Origin of the sequence: Streptomyces sp. NPDC057950, from assembly GCF_042887295.1 — a bacterium.
GTDB lineage: Bacteria > Actinomycetota > Actinomycetes > Streptomycetales > Streptomycetaceae > Streptomyces > Streptomyces kaempferi.
On record NZ_JBHVPP010000006.1, the window covers coordinates 163,104 to 188,163 of the forward strand.

A 25,060-nucleotide genomic window follows, 5' to 3' on the forward strand; every position below is an offset into this window, starting at 1 on the left:
TGCGATGCGCTCCCGCCAGAAGATCGATAGCTCACAGCAATCAATAACGATCGTGTTTTCGATAACGGAACCCTTGACGAGCTGGTAACACCGGAGCAAGACTCCCGTCCATCGGTCGACATTGTCGAACACCTGACGGCAAAAGCGTTAGGGTGTGGCAGTGCCAGCGGCCGTCATCGCCCTCACCCCCGAGGGCGCGAACCACCGGAGGGACCCGGGGTTCGGCTTCCTGGACGAAGGACAAAGGAGTCGCGGGTGTCCAGCTCCGACATCTTCATCGGCGAGACCATAGGTACCGCCATACTCATCCTGCTCGGTGGTGGCGTCTGCGCCGCCGTCACGCTGAAGGCCTCGAAGGCCCGTAACGCCGGCTGGCTCGCCATCGCCTTCGGGTGGGGTTTCGCGGTCCTCACGGCCGTCTACACCTCCGCGCCGCTGTCCGGCGCGCACCTGAACCCGGCCGTGACGCTGGCGCTCACCATCAAGGACGGCGGCTGGAACAACCTGCCGGTGTACTGGGGCGGCCAGTTGCTGGGCGCCATGATCGGTGCCACGCTGGTCTGGGTCGTGTACTACGGGCAGTTCCGGGTTCACCTGACCGACCCCGAGATCGTCGGCACCGACGAGCAGCGTGCCACCAAGGCCGTCGAGGCCGAGGAGCCGGCCGCCGGCCCGGTGCTCGGCATCTTCTCCACCGGCCCCGAGATCCGCAACGCGGTGCAGAACCTCGCCACGGAGATCATCGGCACCGTCGTGCTGGTGCTGGCGGTCCTCACCCAGGGTCTGAACGACAAGGGCAACGGCCTCGGCCCCCTGGGCGCGCTGATCACCGCCCTCGTGGTCGTGTCGATCGGTCTCTCCCTCGGTGGCCCCACCGGCTACGCGATCAACCCGGCCCGTGACCTCGGTCCGCGCATCGTGCACGCCCTGCTCCCCCTGCCGAACAAGGGTGGTTCCGACTGGAGCTACGCCTGGGTCCCGGTCGTCGGTCCGCTGATCGGCGGCGCGATCGCCGCAGGCCTCTACAACGTCGCCTTCGCTTAGGAGCATCGCCGAAGCACCGCTCGGGAACACCGCCCAGGAGCACCGCCGAAGAGCCGAACACCTCGAGGCACGCCCGAAGCACCGCTTACCGCACCTCCAGAGCCGCGCGACGTAAACACGTAGACACCGCCCTTCCATTCGGAACCTTCAGGAGCACACCGTGACCGACGCACACACCGCCGGCCCCTTCATCGCCGCGATCGACCAGGGCACCACCTCGTCCCGCTGCATCGTCTTCGACCGCGACGGCCGCATCGTCTCCGTCGACCAGAAGGAGCACGAGCAGATCTTCCCGAAGCCGGGCTGGGTCGAGCACGACGCCACCGAGATCTGGACCAACGTCCAGGAGGTCGTCGCCGGGGCCATCGAGAAGGCCGGCATCACCCGCGACGACATCAAGGCGATCGGCATCACCAACCAGCGTGAGACCACGCTGCTGTGGGACAAGAACACCGGTGAGCCCGTCCACAACGCCATCGTCTGGCAGGACACCCGCACCGACGCGCTCTGCAGGGAGCTCGGCCGCAACGTCGGCCAGGACCGCTTCCGCCGCGAGACCGGCCTGCCGCTCGCGTCGTACTTCGCCGGCCCCAAGGCCCGCTGGCTGCTCGACAACGTCGAGGGCCTGCGCGAGCGCGCCGAGGCCGGAGACATCCTCTTCGGCACGATGGACACCTGGGTCATCTGGAACCTGACGGGCGGTGTCGACGGCGGCCGCCACGTGACCGACGTCACCAACGCCTCCCGCACCATGCTGATGAACCTGCACACCCTGGAGTGGGACGAGAAGATCGCCGAGTCCATCGGCGTCCCGCTGGCGATGCTCCCCGAGATCCGCTCCTCCGCCGAGGTCTACGGCGAGGTCACCGGAGGCCCGCTCGGCGAGCTGCTCGGCGGCATCCCGGTCGCCTCCGCGCTCGGCGACCAGCAGGCGGCCCTGTTCGGCCAGACCTGCTTCTCCGAGGGTGAGGCCAAGTCCACCTACGGCACCGGCACGTTCATGCTGATGAACACCGGCGACAAGATCATCAACTCGTACTCGGGTCTGCTGACCACCGTCGGCTACCGCATCGGTGACCAGGCTCCGGTGTACGCCCTCGAGGGCTCCATCGCCGTCACCGGTTCGCTGGTGCAGTGGATGCGCGACCAGATGGGCCTGATCAAGTCCGCCGCCGAGATCGAGACCCTCGCGTCGTCGGTCGAGGACAACGGCGGCGCCTACTTCGTACCGGCCTTCTCCGGTCTGTTCGCCCCCTACTGGCGCTCCGACGCCCGCGGTGTGATCGCCGGCCTGACCCGGTACGTCACCAAGGCGCACATCGCGCGCGCCGTCCTGGAGGCCACCGCCTGGCAGACCCGCGAGATCACCGACGCCATGACCAAGGACTCCGGCGTCGAGCTCACGGCCCTCAAGGTCGACGGCGGCATGACCTCCAACAACCTGCTGATGCAGACCCTCGCCGACTTCCTGGACGCCCCCGTGGTGCGCCCGATGGTCGCCGAGACCACCTGCCTCGGTGCCGCCTACGCCGCCGGCCTCGCCGTCGGCTTCTGGTCCAACACCGAGGACCTGCGCGCCAACTGGCGCCGGGCCGCGGAGTGGACCCCCAACATGGACGCGGACATCCGCGACCGTGAGTACAAGAGCTGGCTCAAGGCCGTCGAGCGGACCATGGGCTGGATCGAAGACGAGAACTGACGAGGAGTAAGAACCCGCAATGACCAGCCAGTCCACCCTGCAGTCCGTGCCTGCCCTCGGTACGCACCCGTCCTCCGGCTCGAACCCGAGCCGGGCCGAGACCCGGGAGCAACTCTCCAAGGCGACGTACGACCTTCTCGTGATCGGCGGCGGCATCCTGGGCATCTCCACCGCCTGGCACGCCGCGCAGTCCGGTCTGCGGGTGGCCCTGGTCGACGCCGGTGACTTCGCCGGCGCCACCTCCTCCGCCTCCTCCAAGCTTCTCCACGGCGGTCTGCGCTACCTGCAGACCGGCGCGGTGAAGCTGGTGGCGGAGAACCACTTCGAGCGCCGTGCGGTCTCCCGCCAGGTGGCCCCCCACCTGGCGAACCCGCTCACGTTCTACCTCCCCGTGTACAAGGGCGGGCCGCACGGCGCGGCGAAGCTCGGAGCCGGTGTGTTCGCGTACTCGGCGCTCTCCGCGTTCGGTGACGGCGTGGGGCACCTGCTCAGCCCGTCGAAGGCGGCGCAGGACGTGCCGGAGCTGCGCACGGACAACCTGAAGGCCGTCGCGGTGTACGGCGACGACCAGATGAACGACTCCCGGATGGCCCTGATGACCGTCCGCGCCGCCGTCGAGTCGGGCGCGGTCGTCCTCAACCACGCCGAGGTGACCGCTCTGCGCTTCACCCGGGGCCGGGTCACGGGAGCGGAGCTGAAGGACCGCACGGACGGTGCCGAGTTCGGCGTCGACGCGCGCCTCGTCCTCAACGCCACCGGCCCCTGGGTCGACCACCTGCGCCGGATGGAGGACGCGCACGCCGCACCGTCCATCCGCCTGTCCAAGGGCGCGCACCTGGTCCTCAAGCGCACCTCCCCCTGGAAGGCCGCGCTCGCGACCCCGATCGACAAGTACCGCATCACCTTCGCCCTCCCCTGGGAGGACATGCTGCTGCTCGGCACCACCGACGAGGAGTACGAGGGGGACCCGGGCGAGGTCGCGGTCAACGAGAAGGACATAGCCCAGATCCTCGACGAGGCGGCGTTCTCCATCCGCGACCAGCAGCTCTCCCGCGATCTGATCACGTACTCCTTCGCCGGTCTGCGGGTGCTGCCCGGCGGCCCCGGCGACACCTCGAAGGCGAAGCGCGAGACGGTCGTCACCGAAGGCCGTGCCGGCATGCTCTCGGTCGCGGGCGGCAAGTGGACCACGTTCCGGCACATCGGCCGTACGGTCATGAAGAAGCTGGAGTCGCTGCCGGGCCACCCGCTGGGCGAGGACTTCGAGCCGATCTCCGCGCTGCCGAAGAAGCTGCCGCTGCCCGGTGTCGCCAACCCGCGCGCGGTCGCCCACCGGCTGCTCGTCGACGGCCCGGCACCCGGCCCGCGCATGGGCGCCGACACCGCCCGGCACCTCGCGACGCACTACGGCTCGCTGGCCTTCGACATCGCGCGCCTGGCGAACGAGGACGCGGCACTCGGCGAGCGCGTCCACCCGGACGCCCCCGAGATCTGGGCGCAGGTCGTGTGGGCCCGGGACCACGAGTGGGCCGAGACGGCGGACGACGTGCTGCGCCGCCGTACGACGCTGACGATCCGCGGTCTCGCCACGGACGAGGTCCGCGCCAAGGTGCAGGACGTGCTCGACAAGAAGTAGACCGGACACACCGGTCCCACGCACAGCACCAGCGGTTGGACCAGAGGTTCGCACCACGCGGAGGGGGCGGCTCCCACGGGGGGAGCCGCCCCCTCCGCGGGCCACGGCACGGAGTGCCACTCCACTGTGGGCCTGATCACGGGTGAACCGCCGTCAGCCCCCCGGTGCCCCGCCCACGTTCACAGGCATGAGGGGTCGCACCGCCGTCCTCGGGGCCCTCGATCCGGGGGCGCTCGCCCGATCCGGCCAGGGATTCCGTGTCCGGACCACGCTCCGACCCCACATAATGGCCTGAGACATCGGAGGTCTGAGAGACATCCGGAGCGACAGGGGGGTCCGCCATGGCAGTCACCGACGAGGCGATCGAGAAGATCAAGGGCATGATCGTCTCCGGCACGCTGGGCCCCGGCGACCGGCTTCCCAAGGAGAGCGAGCTCGCCGCGGATCTCGGGCTCTCCCGCAACTCCCTGCGGGAGGCGGTGCGGGCGCTCTCGCTGATCCGCATCCTGGACGTGCGCCAGGGCGACGGCACGTACGTGACCAGCCTGGATCCCCAGCTCCTCCTCGAGGCGCTGAGTTTCGTCGTCGACTTCCACCGTGACGACACGGTGCTGGAATTCCTCGCCGTGCGCCGCATCCTGGAGCCCGCGGCGACCGCGATGGCCGCCTCCAGGATCAGCGAACGGCAACTGGACGCGCTGGCCTCCCAACTGGACGCGCTCGGCACCGCGCCCTCGGTGGAGGAACTCGTCGCCTGCGACCTCGAGTTCCACCGGGGAATCGTGCAGACCTCCGGGAACTCGGTCCTGTGCTCCCTGCTGGACGGCCTCTCCGGGCCCACCACCCGGGCGCGGGTCTGGCGCGGTCTGACCCAGGAGGACGCGGTCAGCCGCACCCTCCACGAGCACCGGGCCATCCTGACCGCGCTGCGCGACCGTGACGCGGAGGCGGCCCGCTCCTGGGCGACGGTGCACATCGCGAGCGTGGAGCAGTGGCTGCGCAGCACACTCTGACCGTCCGCCGCGCGGAGTCCGCCGCCACGCGGAGTCCGCCGCCGGACCGGCCGGCGGCGGGGGCGCATCCCTGCCCGTCCTTTCCCGCAGGCCCCGGGCGCCGACGTCCCGCGGGCCCCGGGCGCCCTTTTCCACAGGTCCGGGGCGTACGGGTCCGGCAGCCGGCGGACAGCGTCCGGGCGTCGTACACACCACTCCCGCGGTCATCGGACGTATCACCCGCCCACGGGGCGATGCCCCCAGGTCGCCGGTGAGGTTGACCAAGAACAGCTCGGATGACTGGAGGGTGTTTCAGGGGGAGGAACGGGGCAGTGATCCGTTCACTCCCCTGTGCAAGGGGGCTGCGGAGGCACCCTCGGCACGCCGTAAGGTTGGGACGTACGCGAGGGCACGTCGGAAGGAGGCGCTGGGTGATCGAGCTGGAGGGGGTTCCCGAGCTGATCGACCCAGTCATGGTGGCCGCGTTCGAAGGCTGGAACGATGCCGGCGACGCCGCCTCCGCCGCGGTCGCGCACCTGGACAGGGAGTGGAAGGGCGAGGTCTTCGCGGCACTCGACGCCGAGGACTACTACGACTTCCAGGTGAACCGCCCCACGGTGTGGCTGGACGGCGGCGTGCGCAAGATCACCTGGCCGACCACGCGTCTGTCGGTGGTCCGGGTCGGCGGCGAGAAGCCGCGCGATCTCGTGCTGGTGAGGGGCATCGAGCCGTCGATGCGGTGGCGCTCGTTCTGCAACGAGCTGCTCGGCTTCGCGCACGAGCTGGGTGTGGAGCTGGTGGTGATCCTGGGCGCGCTGCTCGGCGACACCCCGCACACCCGTCCGGTGCCGGTCAGCGGGGTCACCTCCGATTCCGACCTGGCCCGCACGATGGACCTGGAGGAGACGAAGTACGAGGGCCCCACGGGCATCGTCGGCATCCTCCAGGAGGCGTGCACGCACGCGGGTGTACCGGCGGTGTCGCTGTGGGCGGCCGTACCGCACTACGTCTCGCAGCCGCCGAACCCGAAGGCGACGCTCGCCCTCCTCAACCGCCTGGAGGACCTCATCGACCTGCGGATTCCGCTGGGTGAGCTGCCCGAGGACGCGCGGGCCTGGCAACTGGGCGTCGACCAGCTGGCCGCCGAGGACAGCGAGGTCGCCGAGTACGTGCAGACACTGGAGGAGGCCCGGGACACCGCCGAACTGCCGGAGGCGTCGGGCGAGGCCATCGCTCGCGAGTTCGAGCGGTATCTGCGGCGACGGGACGGCGGGGGTCCGGCGGGCCCGGCTCCCGGCGGCCACGCCACGGCCGACGGCAGTGACAGCCCGTCCTATCTGCGGGACAACCCGGGCGCGCGCCCGAAGCCGCCCAAGCCCCCGAAGCCGGACACCGGCAGCGGCAGCGGCGCCGAGGACGAGGACTCGTCGGAGGACTGAGCGGGCGGCCGGGTCGAGCGGGCGGTTCGGACGGGCGATTCACGCGGGCGGGGCGGTGCGCACACGGCGCGCCGCCCCGCCGCACGTCCGGCACCGTGCCGAGGAGGGCGTGCGACGCGCCGCACGGCACGCGGGTCCCGTCCGGGTGGCGCGGTGGTGGTCACGCCGTTCGGCGCCAACCACCCCTGCCCGCCCGCCCCATGACCCACTCTCCGCAGCCTTTGGCCTGATTCCTGCGTGACATCTCTTTCAGGACGGATTGCACAGGTTTCCCCATTCAACTTGTTTTCAAACGTGGTTCGCGAAGGCGGGGTGGACGAGTCGCCGTGGGCGTGCCAGGTTGTGCCCCGAAGGCGTGGCCCCGGGACGGGGAGTGACACCGCGTCGTCCCGCGACACAGCACCCGCACGGACCGAGCGGCACCACCGCGGACACCCGACAGCGCGCCCGCGGGGACCGAAGGGAGCGGCACGCGATGACCGACCAGGGAGAGCCGGCGAAGGGCCCGGGAACGACCGGGCCAGGGCCGGACGGAGCGGGATTCACCTATCGAGGGGCGGAAGAGGAGCTGATCGTCGTCGCCCGCCCCGAGGCACGGCTGCGCGCCCGCCCCGAGGGCGTCCACTCGGCGGTGGGCGCGGACGTCTCGGCCGTCAACATGTTCCTCAGCGACGAACACCTCGCACTGGAGCCGCTGTTCGGCAGCGAGGAGCGACTACGGCAGGCCGCCGCGGCGGGCGGCGACATCAGCCCCGACCTCACGCTCTTCCACCGGCTGCGCGGCGGCGGTAACCGCGCCCAGGAACTGCGCTCACGGATCGCCGCGCTGCCCGGGATCGACACGGCGTACGTGAAGCCCGGCGCCGTTCCCGCCTCGGCGGGGCCCGCCGGACACACCGCGGAGGGTGCCGACGGCGGCCGGCGGGTGAAGGAGGGCGCGCCGGTCACGCCGGACTTCACCAGCCGCCAGGGCTATCTCCGACCGGCGCCCGAGGGCATCGACGCGTACTGGGCCTGGCAGCGGCCGGGCGGCACGGGCCGGGGCGTGACGGTGATCGACGTGGAGGGGGCCTGGCAGCTCGGCCACGAGGACCTGGCGGCGAAGCTCACCGGTGTCGTCGTCGGCACCCCGCTGTCGGACCTCGCCTGGCGCAACCACGGCACCGCGGTCATCGGGGTCATCGGCGCCGAACGCGACGAGTGCGGGATCACCGGCATCGCGCCGGACGCGGTGACCGCGGCCGCGTCCTTCCAGGGCATCGGCACGGCGGCCGCGATCCACGCGGCGGCCGACCGGCTGAGTCCCGGTGATCTCCTGCTGGTCGAACTGCACGCGCCCGGCCCGCGGTTCGACTTCGAACAACGCGACGACCAGCGGGGATACATACCGATCGAGTGGTGGCCCGACAACTTCGCGGCCATCCGGTACGCGACCGCCAAGGGCGTCCTCGTGGTCGCGGCGGCGGGCAACGGCGCCGACTCGCTCGACGACGCGGTGTACGAGCGCCGTCCCGCCGAGTTCCCCGCGTGGTGGCGCAACCCCTTCAACCCCTCCCACCCGTCCTCCGGCGCGGTGCTGGTCGGCGCGGGGGCGCCGCCGCCGGGCACGCACGGCCGCGATCACGGCCCCGACCGCTCGCGGCTGGCGTTCTCCAACTACGGCGCACGGGTGGACGCGCAGGGCTGGGGGCTCGAGGTCACGACGACCGGCGGATTCTGGGACCGGCCCGGCGATCTGCAGGGCGGCGCCGAGGAGACCGGCTGGTACACGGACACGTTCTCGGGGACCTCCTCCGCGTCCCCGGTGGTGGCCGGGGCGCTGGCCGCGCTGCAGGGCATGCTCAGGACGGCCGGGCAGGACCCGATGTCACCGGAGCTCGCCCGCGCGGTGCTGCGGGCCGGTGGTTCCCCCCAGCAGGACGCGCCGGGCCGGCCCGCCTCCCAGCGGATCGGCAACCGGCCGGACATCAGGGCGGCGGTCACCCGACTGCTGCCGGAGGCGGTCGGCTCGGGCCGGGCCGAACGGTACTGGGACGAGCTGCTGCCGTACCCGCGCGAACTCCCGCCCAGGCTCCGGCTGTTCGTGGCCGGTGACTGGCGCAGCCTGAACGACCCGTCCCTCGAGATCCGCCAGGCGGTGCACTCCGCCTTCGCGGGCGGACGGCCCGACGTACGCGTCTGGTTCTCGGACGACGAGATCGTCGGCCTGGTGGTCACCGGCTGACGTACCCGCAGAGTCCACGATTCACGGAAGGTGGCACCCGTATGAGCACCACCCCGCAGATGAGTCAGCAGCAAGGGCACCAGCACAACCCGTCGCAGGGCCCGAGCACGGCACCGCCGCAGCCCTTCGGGCAGCAGCCGCAGCAGCCGTTCGGACAGCAGTCCCCCGGCCAACAGCTGTTCGGACAGCAGTCCCCCGGGCAGCAGCCGTTCGGACAACAGTTCTTCGGGCAACAGTTCCCCGGACAGCAGCAGACGTCTCCGCAGATGTCGCCTCAGCCGATGTCCCAGCAGGTCCCGCCGCACCTGCGCCAGCAGCTCCAGCAGATGGGGCAGCAGCAGCCCTTCCAGCAGCTCCTTCAGCAACTCGGCGGACAACCGCAGGGACAGCTGCCGGGACCGATGCCGGGTCAGATGCCGGGTCAGATGCCGGGTCAGGGACAGCTGCCGTGGCAGGCACAGTCACCGGTGCCGATGGGCGCCGTCGCGTCGCAGACGCTGGTGAGCGGGACCGCCCTGCACTTCTGGGACGTGGTCGCCCCGCTCCCGGGCCAGCCGTCCGTCCTCCACCTGTTCATCGACAACGCCTGGCGTCCCCTGGTGAACCCCGGCCGGGTGACGCACGACGAGGTCCAGCGGGCCTTCGCCCACGGGCAGCAGGTCATCGGCGTCTACGACCGCGACAGCGGCACGGTGCAGGCCGTCATCGTGCACCAGTGACGGTCTGAGCGGACGACAGGGCGCCGGGCGGAAACCACCGCCCGGCGCCCCTCATGTACGAAGCCCACGGGCTACAGCGCGACACCCAGCAGGGCGTCCACGGCGCGCGAGACCACGCCGGGGGCACCCTCGTCCGTGCCGCCCCGCTCGTGCTGGAGCGCCGCCCAGCGGTCGACCGCGGCGAGCGCGGCCGGCGCGTCCAGGTCGTTCGCCAGGGCGTCGCGGATCTCCTCGACGACCGCCTCGGCGGACGGGCCGTCGGGCCGGGACACGGCGGCGCGCCAGTTCTCCAGGCGGGCGACCGCGTCCGCGAGGACGGTGTCCGTCCACTCCCAGTCGGTGCGGTAGTGGTGGGCGAGGAGCGTGAGCCGGATGGCGGCCGGGTCGACCCCGTCGCGCCGGAGGCCGGACACGAAGACGAGATTGCCCTTCGACTTCGACATCTTCTCGCCGTGCAGTCCGACCATGCCGGCGTGGACGTACGCCTTGGCCATCGGGAACTCACCGGTGAGCACCTGGGCGTGCGAGGCGCCCATCTCGTGGTGCGGGAAGGCGAGGTCGGAGCCGCCGCCCTGGACGTCGAAGCCCATCCCCAGGTGATCCAGGGCGATGGCCACGCACTCGATGTGCCAGCCGGGCCGGCCGCGGCCGAGCGAGCCCCCGTCCCAGCTGGGCTCACCCTCCCTCGCGGTCATCCAGAGCATCGGGTCGAGCGGGTTCTTCTTGCCCGGACGGTCCGGGTCGCCGCCCCGCTCGGCGGACAGCAGACGCATCGCGGCGGCGTCCAGGCCGGACACGTTGCCGAAGTGGGGGTCGGACTCGACGGAGAAGTACACGTCTCCTTCGAGCTCGTACGCGGCCCCCGCGTCCCGCAGTCGCTCGACGAGCGGCACGATGCCGGGTATGGCCTCGACGGCGCCTATGTAGTGCCGCGGCGGAAGCATCCGCAGGGCGGTCATGTCCTCGCGGAAGAGGGCGGTCTCCTGCTCGGCGAGTGCCACCCAGTCGACGCCGTCGCGCTCCGCCCGCTCCAGGAGCGGGTCGTCGACGTCGGTCACGTTCTGGACGTAGTGAACCTGCCGCTTGGTGTCGAGCCACACGCGCTGAACGAGGTCGAACGCGTTGTAGGTCGCCGCGTGACCCATGTGGGTCGCGTCGTACGGCGTGATGCCGCAGACGTAGATACGGGCGACGGGACCGGGGTCGAGAGTGACAAGACCGCCGGTCGCGGTGTCGTGGATCCGGAGGTCGCGGCCCTCACCGGGCAGGGCGGGGACCTCAGAAGCGGGCCAGGCATGCATGTCATGAGCCTAACCGGACGGAACTTCCGTATACGAACCGGACCAGGCCTGATGGCCCGGAAGGCCCTCTTGTGCGGGACATCTCACTGTGCATTCGGCGCTCTTTCCGGCCTGCGCGGGAGCGACTGGGCTCGGTCGCGGCGGAGTCGACCTGGCCTCACGTCCGCGCATATGGAGACATAAGCACGCAATGCCGGGTATGGCATCGCACCTGTGTGCGCCAAGGGCAGTAGAAGAGCGCGGCCCCGGCGCGTACCGGGCGATCGCACCCACCCTGCGGCGTCCTTCGCGTCGGGTTCCTCACATCGGCGGCCACAGGGCCGGAGGTCGCCTCAGACCGGTGGCCAGGGAATCGCCGGCCACTCCCCGCTCGGTTCCGGATGCTTCCCCGAGGCGAGCATCGCCTCGACACGATCGCGCGTGGCGTCGATCTCGGCGGTGGTGATGAGTTCGGCCAGCCGGGTGGCGAGCGGCGCGCCGGACGCGAGGCCGTCCCGCAGCGAGGCGAGGACGTCGAGGGCCTCCGCGGTCAGCGGCTCCCCGGCCCAGCCCCACAGCAGCGTGCGCAGTTTGTTGTCCGCGTTGAAGGTCACCCCGTGGTCGATGCCGTACAGCCGCCCCTCACCGGTGGGCAGCAGATGGCCGCCCTTGCGGTCGGCGTTGTTGATCACGGCGTCGAGGACGGCGAGCCGGCGCAGCCGCGTGTCGTCGGCGTGCACGAGCAGCGCCGTGCGCCCCTCGCCCACCTCGGCGAAGCCGATGGCCTTCCAGCCCTCCGCGGGCTCCTCGTCGTCCACCAGGGCGAGCAGGCCGGCCCCGTCGTCCTCGGGGGACGCCTCGACCCACAGCTGGCACATGCCCTCGCCGTAGGGGCCGTCGCGCAGCACGGTGGTGGGCACCAGCCCCCACCCGGTCGCTTGGGAGACCTCGTACGCGGCGACCTCGCGCTGCGCAAGAGTGCCGTCCGGGAAGTCCCACAGGGGGCGCTCCCCGGCGACCGGTTTGTAGACGCAGAACGCGTCGCGGCCCTCGTACGAGACGGTGCAGTACAGCACCGCGTTCGAGGCCTCACGGATCTGTCCGCGCACCTTCAGCTCGCCCTGGGCGAGCAGCTCGGCCGTGGTCACGCTCCGCGGCGGTATCCGTTCTGGCGCGGACATACGTGTCCTTCCGGGTCGAGCGGGAGGCTGCACAGCGGGCAGGGCGGCCGGCCCGCGTTGACGACGTCGAGGGCGCGCTTGGCGAAGGCACGGGCCTGCGCGCCGGTGAGCCGGACGCGGAGCATCGGCGGACCGTTCTCCTCGTCCTGGAGGAGCCGTTCCTCGGCCTCGGCGAGGTCCTCGTCGGAGTCGGCGTCGAGCTCCACGAGGGCCTGCGCCTCGACGATCATGCGCTGCTCGTCACCGTCCCAGGCGAGCGCCATGGTGCCGACCCGGAACTCCTCCTCGACGGGCGTGTCGAGGGGGGCGGTGTCGGACACCTCGGCCGAGGCGACGGCCGGGACCGGGGCGATGCCGCCGGTGCGCCGTACGACCTCGTCGAGGAGCTCGTCCATGCGCTCGGCGAGTGCGGCGACCTGGGTCTTCTCCAGCGCCACGCTGGTCACCCGGGGGCCCGAGGAGGCCTGCAGGAAGAAGGTACGGCGCCCGGGCAACCCGACCGTACCGGCCACGAAACGGTCCGGGGGGTCGTAGAGGAACACCTGACGGGACACGTCCTGTCTCCATTGGATTCGGCATGCGGACCGGCTGACTGCGTCGGCCCGCATCGGTTGCTGACGACTTGCTGACAACTGATGCGCTGCTTCGACCGCTTCACCCTACTGCGGCCGACGATCACGGTGCGCCCGCACCGCCCCCGACCGGGGCGTCGCCGCTCGGGGGCTCCTCGTGCGGCGCCAGGGAGGCGAGATCGCCGGTGTCCCCGAGGCGGACGAGGAACGGACGCAGTCGTGTGTAGCGGATGGCGGTGATGGAACACGGTTCGACAGAGATCCGCTGGAAGAGGTCCAGGTGAAGTCCGAGTGCGTCGGCGACGAGCGACTTGATGATGTCGCCGTGCGAACACATGAGGTACACGGCGTCGCTGCCGTGGTCGCGCTCGACGCGCGCGTTCCACTCGCGTACCGCCTCGGCGGCGCGGGTCTGCATGGCGCGCATTGACTCGCCGCCGGGGAAGGCCGCCGCCGAGGGATGCGCCTGGACGACCTCCATCAGCGGCTCGTCCCTCAGCTCGGCGAGCTTGCGGCCGGACCAGTCGCCGTAGTGCGCCTCGCCGATGCGCTCCTCGGTGTGCGCGCGCAGCTCGGGCCGGACGTCCAGCAGCGGCTGCACGGTCTCCTGGCAGCGCTGCAGGGGGCTGGTGACGACTTCGGAGAGCGGCAGCGCGGCGAGTCGCCCCGGCAGCGCCGCGGCCTGCTGGGCCCCGCGCTCGTCGAGGGCGACGCCGGGGGTCCAGCCGGCGAGCAGACCCGCGGTGTTGGCGGTCGAGCGTCCGTGCCGGACGAGGATCAGGGTGGGCATGCGAACCAGCGTAAACGGGTGACGCCCGGACCCGTCCGGGCCTGTGGACAACCGGAGCCCGGCGTGCGCGCCGGCCGGGGCGGCGGGAGAATACGCTCCGTGATCGTCGACTGGGCCATCTACCGCGCCGGGCACCGGACCGAGGGCCCCGAGGACCTCTCCGACGCCCTGGACACGGCGCGTGCCGAGGGCGACGCGTTCGTCTGGATCGGCCTGAACGAACCGACCGAACAGGAGTTCGATCTCGTGAGCAGCGAGTTCGGGCTGCACCCGCTGGCGGTCGAGGACGCGTTGAAGGCGCACCAGCGGCCCAAGCTGGAGGTCTACGACGACTCGCTGTTCATGGTCCTCAAGCCGGTCTGCTACGAACCGGAGAGTGACGTCGTGACCGCCGGCGAGGTCATGGTCTTCGTCGGGGACGCGTTCGCGGTGACCGTCCGGCACGGCGAGAGCTCACCGCTCGCGGCCGTACGGCGCCGTCTGGAGGCGGACCCCGAGTCGCTGCGGCGCGGGCCGACGACGGTGCTCTACTCGATCGCCGACGCCACGGTGGACCACTACCTGGAGGTGGCGACCGAGCTGGGCGCCGACCTGGAGGAACTGGAGGCCGAGGTCTTCTCACCGTCCGTCGGGGGCTCGCGGAACACCGCGTCCAGGATCTACGCCTTCAAGCGCCAGGTCCTGGAGTTCCGCCGGGCGACGGGCCCGCTGGCCGTCCCGCTGACCCGGCTCGCCGGAACCGGCGCGAGCGGTACCGCCGTGCCGTTCGTGAACGCCGCGGCGCAGCCCTTCTTCCGGGACGTCAACGACCATCTGGCGCGGGTGAACGAGTCGGTGGAGGGTCTGGACCGGCTGGTGTCGGACATCCTCTCGGCGCATCTCGCGCAGATGAGCGTGCGGCAGAACGACGACATGCGGAAGATCTCCGCGTGGGCGGCGATGGCCGCGGTCCCCACCCTGATCGCCGGGATCTACGGCATGAACTTCGATCACATGCCGGAGCTGCACTGGCTGTGGGGGTACCCGGCGGTGGTCCTGGGGATGGTCACGCTGGAGATCCTGCTGTACCGGCTCTTCAAACGGCGGGGCTGGCTGTAGCGGCGGGTTCGCACACGGCCGGGGCACCGGCAGCCGGGGCACCCGAGTCCGGCCTGCCGTCGGCCGCGTGGACCGGACGGGGCGTCCGGCCGCGGATCACGCGAACTCGTGCGCCGCGGCCGGGGGACCGCCCAGCGCGTCACGCCGTTCGGGCATCCTCAGGGAGACCATGCGCCGCCAGCCGCCCGCCCGCTCGTAGGCGTAGACGGCGTGGATGCCCGCGGTGAGCGTCACCGCCTTGACCCGGGGCCAGCCGAGGATGCGCCCCATGTGGGCCGTCACCGCGAGGCTGACGTCCCGGTAGACGCGGATCTCGGCGAGCGCGCAGGCGCGCAGCGTCCGCCGGATGGCGTGGCCGTGCCCGGCCGAAGCGAAGCGCAGCAGTTCCTCGTGGCAGTAGGCGAGATGGCCGTCCTCGTCGTCGGAGATCATCCGGACGGCGCGGCCGAGATCGGGATGGTCCGCGAAGTGCCTGCGCAACAGATCCATCTGCTCGGACGCGCGCTGCTCGGTGACCCGGCTGTGGGCGAGATACGTGACGATGTCCCGCACGCTGAGCCGCTGCTCGCTCCTGAGCTTCTCGTGGGCGAGGCCGATGCCCCGGCGTTCGAGGAGCATCGTGTAGTCCGTGTCGGCCGGGACGGCGACCGGGGCCAGGCCCCGCTTCTTCATCAGGGCGTTGAAGATCCGCCCGTGCTTGTCCTCGTCGGCGCCGTGCCGGGCGATCTTCGGCGCGAGCCCGCGTTCGTCCGGGGGGACGAGCGCGGCGATGCGCCCGTTCTCCCAGCCGCCCTGCGATTCGCCGCTGGCGGCGATGGAACAGAAGAGCCGGAACGACTCGTCGTTGTCGAGGATCTCCTGGAACAGACTCTTGGCCGAAAGCATGACTCGCACCTCTCCACAGGTTCCGCAGAAAACGAGTCAAATCGGATGCCGGAGACCCGGCAACCGATGTGTCGGACAAATCCGCCGAACGAAGGAGGGACAGAGAGGCCAGGGCGCGTAACCGAGCGGGCTCCCACGCGTTGTTCACGGTGACGGCCGTGGCGGGGAAGACCCCCGAGCCCCCACCACGGCCGCAGAACTCCCCTGTCGGTACATCTCGAGGTAATCCGACGTGATCCGTCGCGTTACGCCAGACCGGCGCGCTCCAGAGCGTCGGTGCCGGCGCGGAGCGAGGCGATGCGATCGTCCAGGGTGAAGCCCGCGGGCGCCAGGGTGAGCGTGGTGACGCCGGCCGCCGCGTACGCGCGCATCCGGTCGGCGATGCGGTCGACGGAGCCGAGCAGCGTGGTCTGGTCGATCAGCGCGTGCGGGACGGCGGCCGCGGCGCCCTCCTTGTCGCCGGACAGGTACTTGTCCTGGATCTCCGCGGCCTCCTTCTCGTACCCCATGCGCTGGGCGAGCTGGTTGTAGAAGTTCTGCTTGCGGCTGCCCATCCCGCCGACGTACAGCGCGGTGTAGGGGCGGAACATGTCGGCGAGCGCCGTCACGTCCTTGTCGGCGCCGACGGAGAGCGGCAGCGTCGGGCAGACGTCGAAGCCCTCCATCGTCAGGCCGGCCTTCTCCCGGCCCGCGCGCAGATACGTGATCGCGGTGTCCTCAAGGTGCTCCGCCGAGGGGAAGATCAGCAGCGCGCCGTCGGCGATCTCACCGGTCTGCTCCAGGTTCTTCGGGCCGATCGCCGCGACGTACAGCGGGATGTGCTCGCGCTCGGGGTGCACCGTCAGCTTGATCGGCTTGCCGGGCCCGCCCGGCAGCGGCAGCGTCCAGTGCTCGCCCTCGTACGAGAGCCGCTCCCGGGTCATCGCCTTCCGTACGATCTCCACGTACTCGCGGGTCCGGGCCAGCGGCTTGTCGAACTTGACGCCGTACCAGCCCTCCGAGACCTGCGGCCCGGACACGCCGAGGCCGAGGCGGAAGCGGCCGCCGGAGAGCGAGTCGAGGGTGGCGGCGGTCATCGCGGTCATCGCCGGCTGCCGGGCCGGGATCTGGAAGATGGCCGAGCCGACGTCGATGCGCTCGGTCTGTGCGGCGACCCAGCTGAGCACGGTCGCCGCGTCGGAGCCGTAGGCCTCGGCGGCCCAGCAGACGGCGTATCCGAGCCGGTCGGCCTCCTGGGCGACGGCCAGATTGTCCGCGTCCATTCCGGCACCCCAGTAGCCGAGGTTGATCCCGAGCTGCATGACCGATCCCCTTACCCATCAGTAACGTCCCTTGTGCCGGAGACCCTAGCGCGCGGGCGGGCATCCTGGCAGGAACGGGTTCCGGGTCTGATCATCCAGGTTGTCCACAGGGCCACCACGAGGTGAGTTCTGGCCAGTAATCTCGGCGTCCATGGAGCAGAGGCATCTCGGCCGTACCGGCCTTCGCGTGTCCCGGATCGGACTCGGCACCCTCACCTGGGGGCGGGACACCGACGAGCATGACGCCGCGGAGCTGTTGAAGGTGTTCTGGGAAGCGGGCGGGAACCTCGTCGACACCGCGGACGTGTACGGCGACGGGGAGGCCGAGTACGTGCTCGGACAACTCATAGAAGGACTGGTGCCACGCCGCGACCTGGTCATCTCCACCAAGGCGGGCAGCGTGCCCGACCCGGACCGGCGGTTCGACGGCTCGCGCGGACACCTCCTGTCGGCACTCGACGCCTCGCTCCAGCGTCTGGGCACCGACTACGTGGACCTGTGGCACGTGCACGCCTTCGACCCCGGCACCCCGCTGGACGAGACCCTCCAGGCACTCGACCTCGCGGTCAGCAGCGGACGCGCCCGATACGCGGGCGTGTCGAACTTCTGCGGCTGGCAGCTCGCCAAGGCGGCGACCTGGCAGCTCGCCGCGCCCGGGACGCGGACCCGGCTGGCCAGTACGCAGATGGAGTACTCCCTGCTCCAGCGCGGCGTCGAACGGGAGGTGCTGCCCGCGGCCCTCGACCTCGGCGTCGGGCTGCTGCCCTCCTCCCCGCTCGGCCGGGGCGTACTCACCGGGAAGTACCGGGGCGGTACGCCGTCCGACTCCCGGGGCGGCTCGGAGCATCTCGCGCCCTTCGTCGCGCCTTACCTGGACGACACGGCGAGCAGCATCGTGGACGCGGTGACGACCGCCGCGGACGGCCTCGCGGTCACGCCGCTCCAGGTCGCGCTCGCCTGGATCCGCGACCGCCCCGGGGTCGCCGCCCCGATCGTCGGCGCGCGCAACGCGCAGCAGCTCATGGGCGCGCTGTCAGTGGAGGCCCTTAGTCTTCCTGACGAGATCTGCCGGGCGCTCGACGATGTGTCGGCACCGGTGCACCACTATCCCGATCACGACTGGAGCACGCTGTGAGCACGGAGCCCGAGACCACGGAGGAAGCGGAGCCGGGGGCCCTGGGCGCCGCGGCGGAGGGCGACACCCCCGGGGCGGGTGAGGTGACCGGGGCGGGTGACGCCTCCTCCACGGGTGTGGACACGGACGAGGGCCCGGACGGAGACGTCGAGGGCGAGCCGCGGAGTGCCGAGGGCCCGGCCGAGGGAGCCACGGACAAGACCGAGGGCGCCGGAGCCGGGACCGAGGGCGCCGCCCAGCTGACCGAGGCCGCGGCCGAGTTGGCGGCCCAGCGCCTGGAGCGGGAGCGGATCGAGCGGCGGAAGGCCGAGAAGCGGGGTCCGATCGCCGCCGGTACCGGGCTCAGCGGGACCGCCGCCGACCTGCTGGCGGCGGTACGGGCCGTGGAGAGCGGCGAGAAGCCCGTCGCCACCGCCCTCCGCGAGCCCGAGCAGGCCCCGCGCGGTGAAACGCCGGAGCCCGCGCGACGCCCGCGACCGGTGTCCGCCCCTGCCGCGTCCCCGTCGGCTCCCGCCCCGCGGACCGTCGAGGCCGTTCGTGCCGTCCTGACCGGCGGCGGCGCTCCCGACGGACTCGCACCGCAGGTCGTCGCCGCCCTGGGCGAGGGCGCGGACGGACAGCTGCGCGAGGACCCCTGGCAGTTGCTGCGGGTCACCGGGGTGCGGCCCGAGCAGGCCGACGGGTTCGCGCGGGCACTGCTCGGCGCGGAGTGCGGTCCGGACGACGAGCGGCGCGGCCGCGCCCTCACCGTGTGGCTCCTCGAACAGGCGGCGCTCGCCGGGCACACCGCCCTCGACGCTCCGGCGCTCACCGCCGCGCTCTCCCAGCGCGCCGTCCCGGACCCGGACGAGGCCGTGCAGAGCACCCTCGCCGAGGGCGAGGCCCTGGTCTTCCAGGACGCGCTGGAGACGACGGCCCCCGTGGCGGCCCCCGCACGCGACGACGCCGAGGAGAGCGCCGAAGAGGGCGAAGAAGGCGAGGAGCGCCCGGTACGCGTCCTCGTGAGCCTGGAGCGGTACGCGCTCGCGGAGGAGAGTCTCGCCGACGGGCTGGCCCGGGTGATGAACTCCGCGCCGAAGGACGAGGGTTCGGCGGCCGGCTGGGAACAGGCCGCCGCCTCCGCCGGCCGCTCGGCCGCCGAACTGATCCGCACGGTCGCCGGCCACGGCCTGGTCCTGCACACCGGCGGGGACGCCTCCCGGGCCGAGGCGGCGGCCCTGCTGCACGCCGCGCGCGGCCTCGGCCTGCGCTCCTGGGCCGCCACGCACACCGCCGGCGGCCGTGACCTCCACGTCTCAGGACCGGCCGGGCACGACCTGGCCGACGGGTCCGACGGGTCCGACGGCGGCAAGGACACCGCCGTCGTCACCGTCGCCGATCTGCTGTCCGGCGCCGAGGGCCCGGGCCGGGACACGGACGGCGCCCTGGACCTGGACCTCCTCGTCGTCCTCGACGCACCCCAGCTCGACGTCGAGACGGCGGCCGTGCTCGCCGAGTCCCTGCCGGACGGCGCACGGCTGGTGCTGAGCGGGGACCCGGGGGTGCTGTGGTCCGCGGGGCCCGGCAGGGTCTTCGCGGACCTGCTCGCCGCCCGCGTGTGCCCGCAGGTCGCCTCGCGGACGCCGGACCCGGGACCCGTCGGGGAGCTGGTCTCCGGCGTCGGGATCGGCGAGCTGAACCAGGTCGAGGCTCCCGGCAAGGAAGTCGTGATCGTTCCGGTGCGCGACGCCGGTGAGGCGGTGCACCGCACCGTGCAGCTGGTCGCGGACTCGGTGCCGCGCGCGATCGGCATCCCGGCCGGGCAGACGCAGGTGATCACTCCGGGGCACGGCGGCGCGGTGGGCACCCGCGCGCTCAACACCGCGCTCAAGGAACGGCTCAACCCGGGCCCCGGCCGCTTCGGGGGCTTCGACCCGGGTGACCGGATCGCCTACTCCCCCGCGCCGGGCCGGACGATGCCGGGTCATGTGGTGAAGGCCGACACCGACGGGCTGCACCTGGACTGCTCGGGCGTCCCCGTCGTCGTACCGAAGGAGCGGGTGGAACAGTCCGTTCGGCTCGGGTGGGCCCTCACCGCGCACCAGGCGGTCGGCCTGCGCTGGCCCGCCGCGGTCGTCGTGCTCCCGGGCGACGCCGCGGCCGCCCTGACCAGACCGTGGGTCTACACCGCCTTCGGTCGCGCCGAGCGCCATCTGTCCGTGGTCCACGGGGTGGAGCAGGCGCTGCAGCGGGCGGTGGCCGAGGTCCCGCAGAAGCCGCGCACCACGCGCCTGCCGGTCCTGCTCAGGGCACAGGTCCCGACCGCGGGCTGAGCCACACGGGCAGGTCACCGGGCGGCCCGCACCGTGTGGCCCCTCACCCCCGGGCCACACGGGAGGGCCTCGCAGACGGGCCCTCGCCGACGGGCCCTCGCGCGCGGGCCTCGCAGACAAAAAGGTGGCGGCCACCGGGCTCCGGTGACCGCCGCCTCCTCGCGCCGGGATCAGCGATCGGCGTCCAGGGGCTCCAGGTCTCCGTCCTCGTCCAGCTCGGAGTCCGTGTCGAGGTCGTCGTCCTCTTCCTCGTCGTCCGACTCGTCGTCGAAGACCGCGCTGACGTCGAAACGGCAGACGACGCGCTGGGGGTCGATCGCCTCGAAGGGGGTCTCCAGCCACTCGCCGGGGTCGGCCGGGTCGTCCGCGGCCGTGACCCAGAGAGTGGAGTCGCCCTCCTCCAGACCGAACTCCTTGTGCCGGGAGGCGATCTCGTCCGGTTCGAACTCACCGAACAGGACACCGAGCGCCCCGTGGACCGTGCCGGACGCCGCGTCGAAGCCCGCGGCCGCGGTGGCGCCGTCCTCCTCCACCGCCTCCACCCGCTGGGCCTGCGCCAGAAGTCGCTGGGGTTCCACCACCGCGTAGTCCCGGCGGATCAGGACGCTCAGGGCGTTCGGCTCCTCGGGGCCCGTGTACGGCGGCAGTGTGTCGTCGCCGGCGGGGATCTCGAAGGGAGTGACCTCGTCGTAGCGGTCGTAGAGCAGCTCGTCGTACTCCTCGGCCGCGGCGGCCAGCTCGTTGAACGCCTCGTAGACGGCCGGGTCGTCGTCGCCCGACCTGTGCTCGACCGCGGCCAAGTGGCGGTCGAGTGCGGTCTTGACAGCCTCGGCGGCGGCGCGTACCTCGGCAGCGGTGGGCTGCACAGCATCAGACATAGTGCAGACGCTATCCGTACACGGCCTCTGCCCGCACAATAGATGCGATGCCGGAATACGAATTTGTCGACGTGTACGTACCGCGCGGGGTTTCCCGCAAGGAGGCCACACGTCTGCTGACGGACCATGCGGAGTACGGACACTGGGAGTTGGACCGCCTCAGCCTGCATCGCGACGGCAGCCGCAGGGTGCGGCTGCGCCGGCGGATCATCCGCCAGGTGCGTGCCACGTGGTGAGCGGAAGCGGCTGAAACGGAGCGGGCCCCGCCAGTGCGGGGCCCGCCGGGTTCGCGGCGCCACCGGGGGACACGGGTGGTGTCGCGATGGCACATGTGCCGGTGCCCGCGGCCGTGTGCGTGCCTGTCCCCCGGCCCGCCCGTCGTACCGGTTACGCGCTCGCGCGCGCCCGGCGGTAGAGCACCGCACCCGCCAGGAGCGCGCCCGCGCCCGCCGGGATCACCGCGCCGAGCGGCAGCTCACTGCCGGTGTGGGCGAGCTGCGCGGCGCTGTGCGGCTGGGAGACGGACTGCGTCCCCGGGTGAGCGGGGTGCGCCGGCGTCACGGGCTGACCCGGGGTACCGGGGGTTCCAGGCTGACCCGGGGTGCCAGGAGTTCCAGGAGTTCCGGGCTGACCCGGGGTGCCAGGAGTTCCAGGCTGGCCGGGGGTACCGGGGGTACCGGGCTGGCCCGGATTCCCCGGCTGGCCGGGATGCCCAGGGTGGCCCGGATGACCCGGGTGACCAGGCTCACCCGGATGTCCGGGGTGACCGGGGTGACCCGGATGTCCGGGGTGACCGGGCTCACCCGGGTACCCCGGGTGGTGGTGGTCGGGAGGACAAGGGTGACCAGGCTCACCGGGCTGACCCGGATGTCCGGGGTGCCCTGGGTGACCGGGCTGACCCGGGTGACCGGGGTGACCCGGGTGACCGGGGTGACCCGGATATCCCGGGTGACCGGGGTGACCGGGGTGACCGGGGTGTCCCGGAGGTGTCTGGTGGCCGCCGCCGTGTCCGCCGGTACCGTTCCCGCACGCGTTGCCCAGCGCCCCGTTGCCGATTCCGATCACGTTCACGCTGTTGCCACAGGCGTTGACCGGCACGTCGATCGGTACCTGGATGTGATTGCCGGAGCCGACCCCCGGGGAGCCGACGGCGTGCCCGCCTGCGTGCGCACCACCACCGTGACCGCTCCCGTGACCGCCCCCGTAGCCGCCTCCGCGACCTCCGGAGGACGACGCACCGCCGCCCTGGTTGACGCACGTGTTGCCCATCGCCGGGTTCAGCAACCCGACGACGTTCACGGTGTTTCCGCAGGCATTGACCGGCACGTGCACCGGCGCCTGCACCGTGTTGCCCGACAGCACGCCGGGTGAGTTGGAACTGAAGCCGCTCGCACCCGAGTCGGCGTGCGCGTAGCCCCCGGTCGCGGCGATCACGCCGGTCGCGGCCGCCACGGTCATCAGGCCCTTGCGGGTGACCTGTCGCATAGCTGTTTTCCCTGCCTTAGCCCTCGGCTTGGACCATCCGGAAAGCGCGCGCACCCCTTACCGGCGCGTGCGCGGAAGCCGGTCGGCCCCGGAGCGCATGACGCGCGCTCCGGGGCCGGCCGCTCAGCCCCTCGTGGAGTCGGGCCCCGGTGGAGCCGGACCCCAGGGGGTGGGGCACAACGTCAGTGGTTGATGCAGGTGTTGCCGAAGGCGGGGTTCAGCAGCCCGATCACGGAGACCGTGTTGCCGCAGACGTTCACCGGGATGTGAACGGGCACCTGAATGACGTTGCCGGAAACGACGCCCGGGGAGTGCACGGCGGCACCCTGAGCACCCGAGTCGGCGACGGCCAGGCCCGCACCCGCGAGAACCAGACCACCAGTGGCAGCCGCAGCGGCGACGACCTTCTTGATCATTATTCCTCCTTGTTGGCAATGCGATCCCAGCTTCGGATCGCATCACCTGTAACGAGGAAGGAGTAATGGAGCTACGAGCTTATCGTCGGATTCACTCGTCCCGGGCGGCCTCCGTACGCACGGTCGATTGCGGGCGTCAACACGTCAGGACGCCTCGATGAACCGGTCGAGGACCCGCACACCGAACCGCAGCGCGTCCACCGGCACCCGCTCGTCGACCCCGTGGAACATGCCCGCGAAGTCCAGCTCCGGCGGCAGCTTCAGCGGGGCGAAGCCGAAGCAGCGGATCCCGAGGTCGGCGAAGGACTTCGCGTCGGTGCCGGCCGAGAGCATGTACGGGACGGCGCGGGCGATCGGGTCCTCGGCGGACAGCGCGGTCTGCATGGCGTCGACCAGCGCTCCGTCGAAGGTGGTCTCCAGTGCCTTGTCCGCGTGCACGTCCTCGCGCCTGACCCGCGGACCGAGGATCCGGTCCAGATCGGCGAGGAACTCCTCCTCGTACCCCGGCAGATAGCGCCCGTCGACGTGGGCGGTCGCCTGCCCGGGGATCACGTTGACCTTGTAACCGGCGCCCAGCTGGGTCGGATTGGCGGTGTTCTGCAGAGAGGCGCCGATGAGCTTGGCGATGCCGCCGAGCTTGGCCAGCGTCTCGTCCATGTTCTCGGGGTCGAGCTCGGTGCCGAGGGCGTCGCCGAGCTCGTCGAGGAAGTGCCGCAGGGTCTTGGTCACGCGCACCGGGAACTTGTGCCGGCCCAGTCGGCCGACGGCCTCGGACAGCTCGGTGATGGCGTTGTCCCGGTGGATCATCGAACCGTGCCCGGCGGTGCCGTCCACGGTCAGCTTCATCCAGTGCATGCCCTTCTGCGCGGTCTCGACGAGATACAGCCGCAGCTTCTCGTTGACCGTGAAGGAGAACCCGCCGACCTCGCCGATCGCCTCCGTGACGCCGTCGAAGAGGTCCGGGTGCTTGTCGACCAGGTGCCGGGCGCCCCAGGTACCGCCGGCCTCCTCGTCCGCCAGGAAGGCGAGGACGATGTCGCGGGGCGGCTTGCGGCCGGTGCGCAGCCGGTCCCGTACGACCGCCAGCGTCATGGCGTCCATGTCCTTCATGTCGACCGCGCCGCGGCCCCAGACCATCCCGTCCGCGATCTCACCGGAGAACGGGTGGTGGGTCCAGTCCACCGCGTTGGCCGGCACGACGTCCGTGTGACCGTGGATGAGCAGCGCGGGCCGCGAGGGGTCCTCGCCCTCGATGCGGGCCACCGTGGAGGCGCGGCCCTGGTGGGACTCGAAGATCTGCGGTTCGAGCCCGACCTCGGCGAGCTTCTCGGCCACGTACTCCGCGGCCTTGCGCTCACCCGGCCCGGAGTGGTCGCCGTAGTTGCTGGTGTCGATCCGGATCAGGTCGCGACAGAGGTCCACGACCTCGTCCTCGCCGGAGACGCTCCTGGTCGCGTTGGACTCGCTCACGCTGCTTCCTCCCACTGTCACTGCTGGTGGTCCCCCCTCATCCTCTCCCCCACCCCCCGCCCGGCCCAAGGCCGGTCCCGGCCCGTCACGCGCCGTTCACGCGGCGACGGGGTGTGATCGGAGGCCCTCGAAAGCCTGGTAATGTTTCCTCTGTCGCCGCGAGGGAAACCCCGCGCGACAGACACCTTGTCCGGGTGGCGGAATGGCAGACGCGCTAGCTTGAGGTGCTAGTGCCCTTTATCGGGCGTGGGGGTTCAAGTCCCCCCTCGGACACACAGTGATGAGCGAGGGCCGCGACCGTCAGGTCGCGGCCCTCGCTCGTTGTGTCCGCCGCGTCACGGACGGATGTGGGGCAGATCTCGTCAGCCTGACATACCCCCACGTCAGAGCGTCGCCCACACAGTGGAATGATCGGTTCCGATGCCTCGGGCGGCCTCTCCACATGGCTGATGACCAGGCACGCGACTAGCGTCGTACTAAAATTCCACGCTTGTTTGGAGCTGG

At 71.6% G+C, this 25,060-nt stretch carries 21 protein-coding genes and 1 tRNA gene; 12 read left to right on the top strand and 10 right to left on the bottom strand.

Features of this window, described 5'->3' with window-relative positions; genetic code table 11:
* Positions 1-255: 255 nt before the first annotated feature.
* The 7 genes from ACFVTC_RS13065 to ACFVTC_RS13095 all read left to right on the top strand — a co-directional run bounded on the left by ACFVTC_RS13065 (position 256) and on the right by ACFVTC_RS13095 (position 9,753).
* Positions 256-1,044, top strand: a complete 789-nt coding sequence (locus ACFVTC_RS13065; protein ID WP_390126644.1) for an MIP/aquaporin family protein — start codon at positions 256-258, stop codon at positions 1,042-1,044.
* 160 nt (positions 1,045-1,204) lie between these two features.
* Positions 1,205-2,743, top strand: a complete 1,539-nt coding sequence (gene glpK, locus ACFVTC_RS13070; RefSeq protein WP_153291511.1) for a glycerol kinase GlpK — start codon at positions 1,205-1,207, stop codon at positions 2,741-2,743.
* A 19-nt stretch (positions 2,744-2,762) separates the two neighbouring features.
* Positions 2,763-4,379: an FAD-dependent oxidoreductase gene (locus ACFVTC_RS13075; RefSeq protein ID WP_390126645.1), complete on the top strand. Its 1,617-nt coding sequence runs from the start codon at positions 2,763-2,765 to the stop codon at positions 4,377-4,379.
* A 341-nt stretch (positions 4,380-4,720) separates the two neighbouring features.
* Positions 4,721-5,392 (top strand): FadR/GntR family transcriptional regulator, encoded by a 672-nt coding sequence (locus ACFVTC_RS13080; protein ID WP_390126646.1) that lies wholly within the window; start codon positions 4,721-4,723, stop codon positions 5,390-5,392.
* Positions 5,393-5,802: 410 nt separating this feature from the next.
* Entirely contained in the window at positions 5,803-6,810 is a 1,008-nt protein-coding gene (locus ACFVTC_RS13085; protein WP_390126647.1) for a PAC2 family protein, read from the top strand.
* Between the two features lie 475 nt (positions 6,811-7,285).
* Complete coding sequence (locus ACFVTC_RS13090; RefSeq protein WP_390126648.1) at positions 7,286-9,034, top strand: S8 family peptidase; 1,749 nt, start codon at positions 7,286-7,288, stop codon at positions 9,032-9,034.
* 41 nt (positions 9,035-9,075) lie between these two features.
* The gene (locus tag ACFVTC_RS13095; protein ID WP_390126649.1) at positions 9,076-9,753 is read left to right on the top strand and encodes a hypothetical protein; all 678 of its coding nucleotides are present in this window, start codon (positions 9,076-9,078) and stop codon (positions 9,751-9,753) included.
* Positions 9,754-9,824: 71 nt separating this feature from the next.
* Here the strand turns inward: ACFVTC_RS13095 and mshC are convergent, their stop codons facing one another.
* The 4 genes from mshC to ACFVTC_RS13115 all read right to left on the bottom strand — a co-directional run bounded on the left by mshC (position 9,825) and on the right by ACFVTC_RS13115 (position 13,576).
* A complete protein-coding gene (gene mshC, locus ACFVTC_RS13100) occupies positions 9,825-11,054 on the bottom strand; it encodes a cysteine--1-D-myo-inosityl 2-amino-2-deoxy-alpha-D-glucopyranoside ligase (protein ID WP_390126650.1) in 1,230 nt (409 codons plus the stop codon).
* Positions 11,055-11,386: 332 nt separating this feature from the next.
* The gene (locus ACFVTC_RS13105; protein WP_390126651.1) at positions 11,387-12,214 is read right to left on the bottom strand and encodes an SCO1664 family protein; all 828 of its coding nucleotides are present in this window, start codon (positions 12,212-12,214) and stop codon (positions 11,387-11,389) included.
* A complete protein-coding gene (locus tag ACFVTC_RS13110) occupies positions 12,178-12,768 on the bottom strand; it encodes a DUF3090 domain-containing protein (RefSeq protein ID WP_148007673.1) in 591 nt (196 codons plus the stop codon). Before ACFVTC_RS13110 ends, ACFVTC_RS13105 begins: the two co-directional genes overlap by 37 nt.
* A gap of 121 nt (positions 12,769-12,889) precedes the next feature.
* The gene (locus tag ACFVTC_RS13115; RefSeq protein ID WP_390126652.1) at positions 12,890-13,576 is read right to left on the bottom strand and encodes a histidine phosphatase family protein; all 687 of its coding nucleotides are present in this window, start codon (positions 13,574-13,576) and stop codon (positions 12,890-12,892) included.
* 99 nt (positions 13,577-13,675) lie between these two features.
* On the opposite strand from ACFVTC_RS13115, the gene corA reads away from it, so the two are divergent.
* Positions 13,676-14,674 carry a magnesium/cobalt transporter CorA gene (gene corA, locus ACFVTC_RS13120; protein WP_390126653.1) on the top strand — a complete coding sequence of 333 codons (999 nt, stop codon included), beginning with the start codon at positions 13,676-13,678 and terminating at the stop codon, positions 14,672-14,674.
* Positions 14,675-14,770: 96 nt separating this feature from the next.
* Here the strand turns inward: corA and ACFVTC_RS13125 are convergent, their stop codons facing one another.
* On the bottom strand, positions 14,771-15,559 hold the full coding sequence (locus tag ACFVTC_RS13125; protein WP_390126654.1) for a ferritin-like domain-containing protein: 789 nt from the start codon (positions 15,557-15,559) through the stop codon (positions 14,771-14,773).
* A 245-nt stretch (positions 15,560-15,804) separates the two neighbouring features.
* Positions 15,805-16,860: an LLM class F420-dependent oxidoreductase gene (locus tag ACFVTC_RS13130; RefSeq protein ID WP_168527310.1), complete on the bottom strand. Its 1,056-nt coding sequence runs from the start codon at positions 16,858-16,860 to the stop codon at positions 15,805-15,807.
* A gap of 151 nt (positions 16,861-17,011) precedes the next feature.
* Here ACFVTC_RS13130 and ACFVTC_RS13135 point away from each other — a divergent pair, with 151 nt between their 5' ends.
* Positions 17,012-17,995 carry an aldo/keto reductase gene (locus ACFVTC_RS13135; protein WP_356803817.1) on the top strand — a complete coding sequence of 328 codons (984 nt, stop codon included), beginning with the start codon at positions 17,012-17,014 and terminating at the stop codon, positions 17,993-17,995.
* Positions 17,992-20,307, top strand: coding sequence for a helix-hairpin-helix domain-containing protein (locus ACFVTC_RS13140; RefSeq protein ID WP_390126655.1), 2,316 nt, complete (start codon positions 17,992-17,994; stop codon positions 20,305-20,307). Before ACFVTC_RS13135 ends, ACFVTC_RS13140 begins: the two co-directional genes overlap by 4 nt.
* Before the next feature lie 170 nt (positions 20,308-20,477).
* On the opposite strand, the gene ACFVTC_RS13145 is transcribed toward ACFVTC_RS13140, so the two are convergent.
* Positions 20,478-21,185 (bottom strand): hypothetical protein, encoded by a 708-nt coding sequence (locus ACFVTC_RS13145; protein WP_390126656.1) that lies wholly within the window; start codon positions 21,183-21,185, stop codon positions 20,478-20,480.
* 47 nt (positions 21,186-21,232) lie between these two features.
* On the opposite strand from ACFVTC_RS13145, the gene ACFVTC_RS13150 reads away from it, so the two are divergent.
* Positions 21,233-21,421, top strand: a complete 189-nt coding sequence (locus tag ACFVTC_RS13150) for a DUF5703 family protein (protein ID WP_005319466.1) — start codon at positions 21,233-21,235, stop codon at positions 21,419-21,421.
* Between the two features lie 151 nt (positions 21,422-21,572).
* Here the strand turns inward: ACFVTC_RS13150 and ACFVTC_RS13155 are convergent, their stop codons facing one another.
* The 3 genes from ACFVTC_RS13155 to ACFVTC_RS13165 all read right to left on the bottom strand — a co-directional run bounded on the left by ACFVTC_RS13155 (position 21,573) and on the right by ACFVTC_RS13165 (position 24,556).
* Positions 21,573-22,670: a chaplin gene (locus ACFVTC_RS13155; protein ID WP_390126657.1), complete on the bottom strand. Its 1,098-nt coding sequence runs from the start codon at positions 22,668-22,670 to the stop codon at positions 21,573-21,575.
* A 182-nt stretch (positions 22,671-22,852) separates the two neighbouring features.
* On the bottom strand, positions 22,853-23,086 hold the full coding sequence (chpH, locus tag ACFVTC_RS13160; RefSeq protein ID WP_153291494.1) for a chaplin ChpH: 234 nt from the start codon (positions 23,084-23,086) through the stop codon (positions 22,853-22,855).
* Between the two features lie 144 nt (positions 23,087-23,230).
* Complete coding sequence (locus ACFVTC_RS13165; protein WP_390126658.1) at positions 23,231-24,556, bottom strand: M20/M25/M40 family metallo-hydrolase; 1,326 nt, start codon at positions 24,554-24,556, stop codon at positions 23,231-23,233.
* Positions 24,557-24,744: 188 nt separating this feature from the next.
* On the opposite strand from ACFVTC_RS13165, the gene ACFVTC_RS13170 reads away from it, so the two are divergent.
* Positions 24,745-24,829 (top strand) — tRNA-Leu (locus ACFVTC_RS13170).
* The last annotated feature ends 231 nt before the right edge of the window (positions 24,830-25,060 follow it).

Bases quoted from the DNA above. Each gene is read 5' to 3' on its own strand.
- ACFVTC_RS13075 (WP_390126645.1), top strand. From the start codon at position 2,763: ATGACCAGCCAGTCCACCCTGCAGTCCGTGCCTGCCCTCGGTACGCAC.
- ACFVTC_RS13080 (WP_390126646.1), top strand. From the start codon at position 4,721: ATGGCAGTCACCGACGAGGCGATCGAGAAGATCAAGGGCATGATCGTC.
- ACFVTC_RS13090 (WP_390126648.1), top strand. From the start codon at position 7,286: ATGACCGACCAGGGAGAGCCGGCGAAGGGCCCGGGAACGACCGGGCCA.
- ACFVTC_RS13095 (WP_390126649.1), top strand. From the start codon at position 9,076: ATGAGCACCACCCCGCAGATGAGTCAGCAGCAAGGGCACCAGCACAAC.
- mshC (WP_390126650.1), bottom strand. From the start codon at position 11,054: ATGCATGCCTGGCCCGCTTCTGAGGTCCCCGCCCTGCCCGGTGAGGGC.
- ACFVTC_RS13105 (WP_390126651.1), bottom strand. From the start codon at position 12,214: ATGTCCGCGCCAGAACGGATACCGCCGCGGAGCGTGACCACGGCCGAG.
- ACFVTC_RS13115 (WP_390126652.1), bottom strand. From the start codon at position 13,576: ATGCCCACCCTGATCCTCGTCCGGCACGGACGCTCGACCGCCAACACC.
- ACFVTC_RS13125 (WP_390126654.1), bottom strand. From the start codon at position 15,559: ATGCTTTCGGCCAAGAGTCTGTTCCAGGAGATCCTCGACAACGACGAG.
- ACFVTC_RS13130 (WP_168527310.1), bottom strand. From the start codon at position 16,860: ATGCAGCTCGGGATCAACCTCGGCTACTGGGGTGCCGGAATGGACGCG.
- ACFVTC_RS13135 (WP_356803817.1), top strand. From the start codon at position 17,012: ATGGAGCAGAGGCATCTCGGCCGTACCGGCCTTCGCGTGTCCCGGATC.
- ACFVTC_RS13145 (WP_390126656.1), bottom strand. From the start codon at position 21,185: ATGTCTGATGCTGTGCAGCCCACCGCTGCCGAGGTACGCGCCGCCGCC.
- ACFVTC_RS13150 (WP_005319466.1), top strand. From the start codon at position 21,233: ATGCCGGAATACGAATTTGTCGACGTGTACGTACCGCGCGGGGTTTCC.
- ACFVTC_RS13155 (WP_390126657.1), bottom strand. From the start codon at position 22,670: ATGCGACAGGTCACCCGCAAGGGCCTGATGACCGTGGCGGCCGCGACC.
- chpH (WP_153291494.1), bottom strand. From the start codon at position 23,086: ATGATCAAGAAGGTCGTCGCCGCTGCGGCTGCCACTGGTGGTCTGGTT.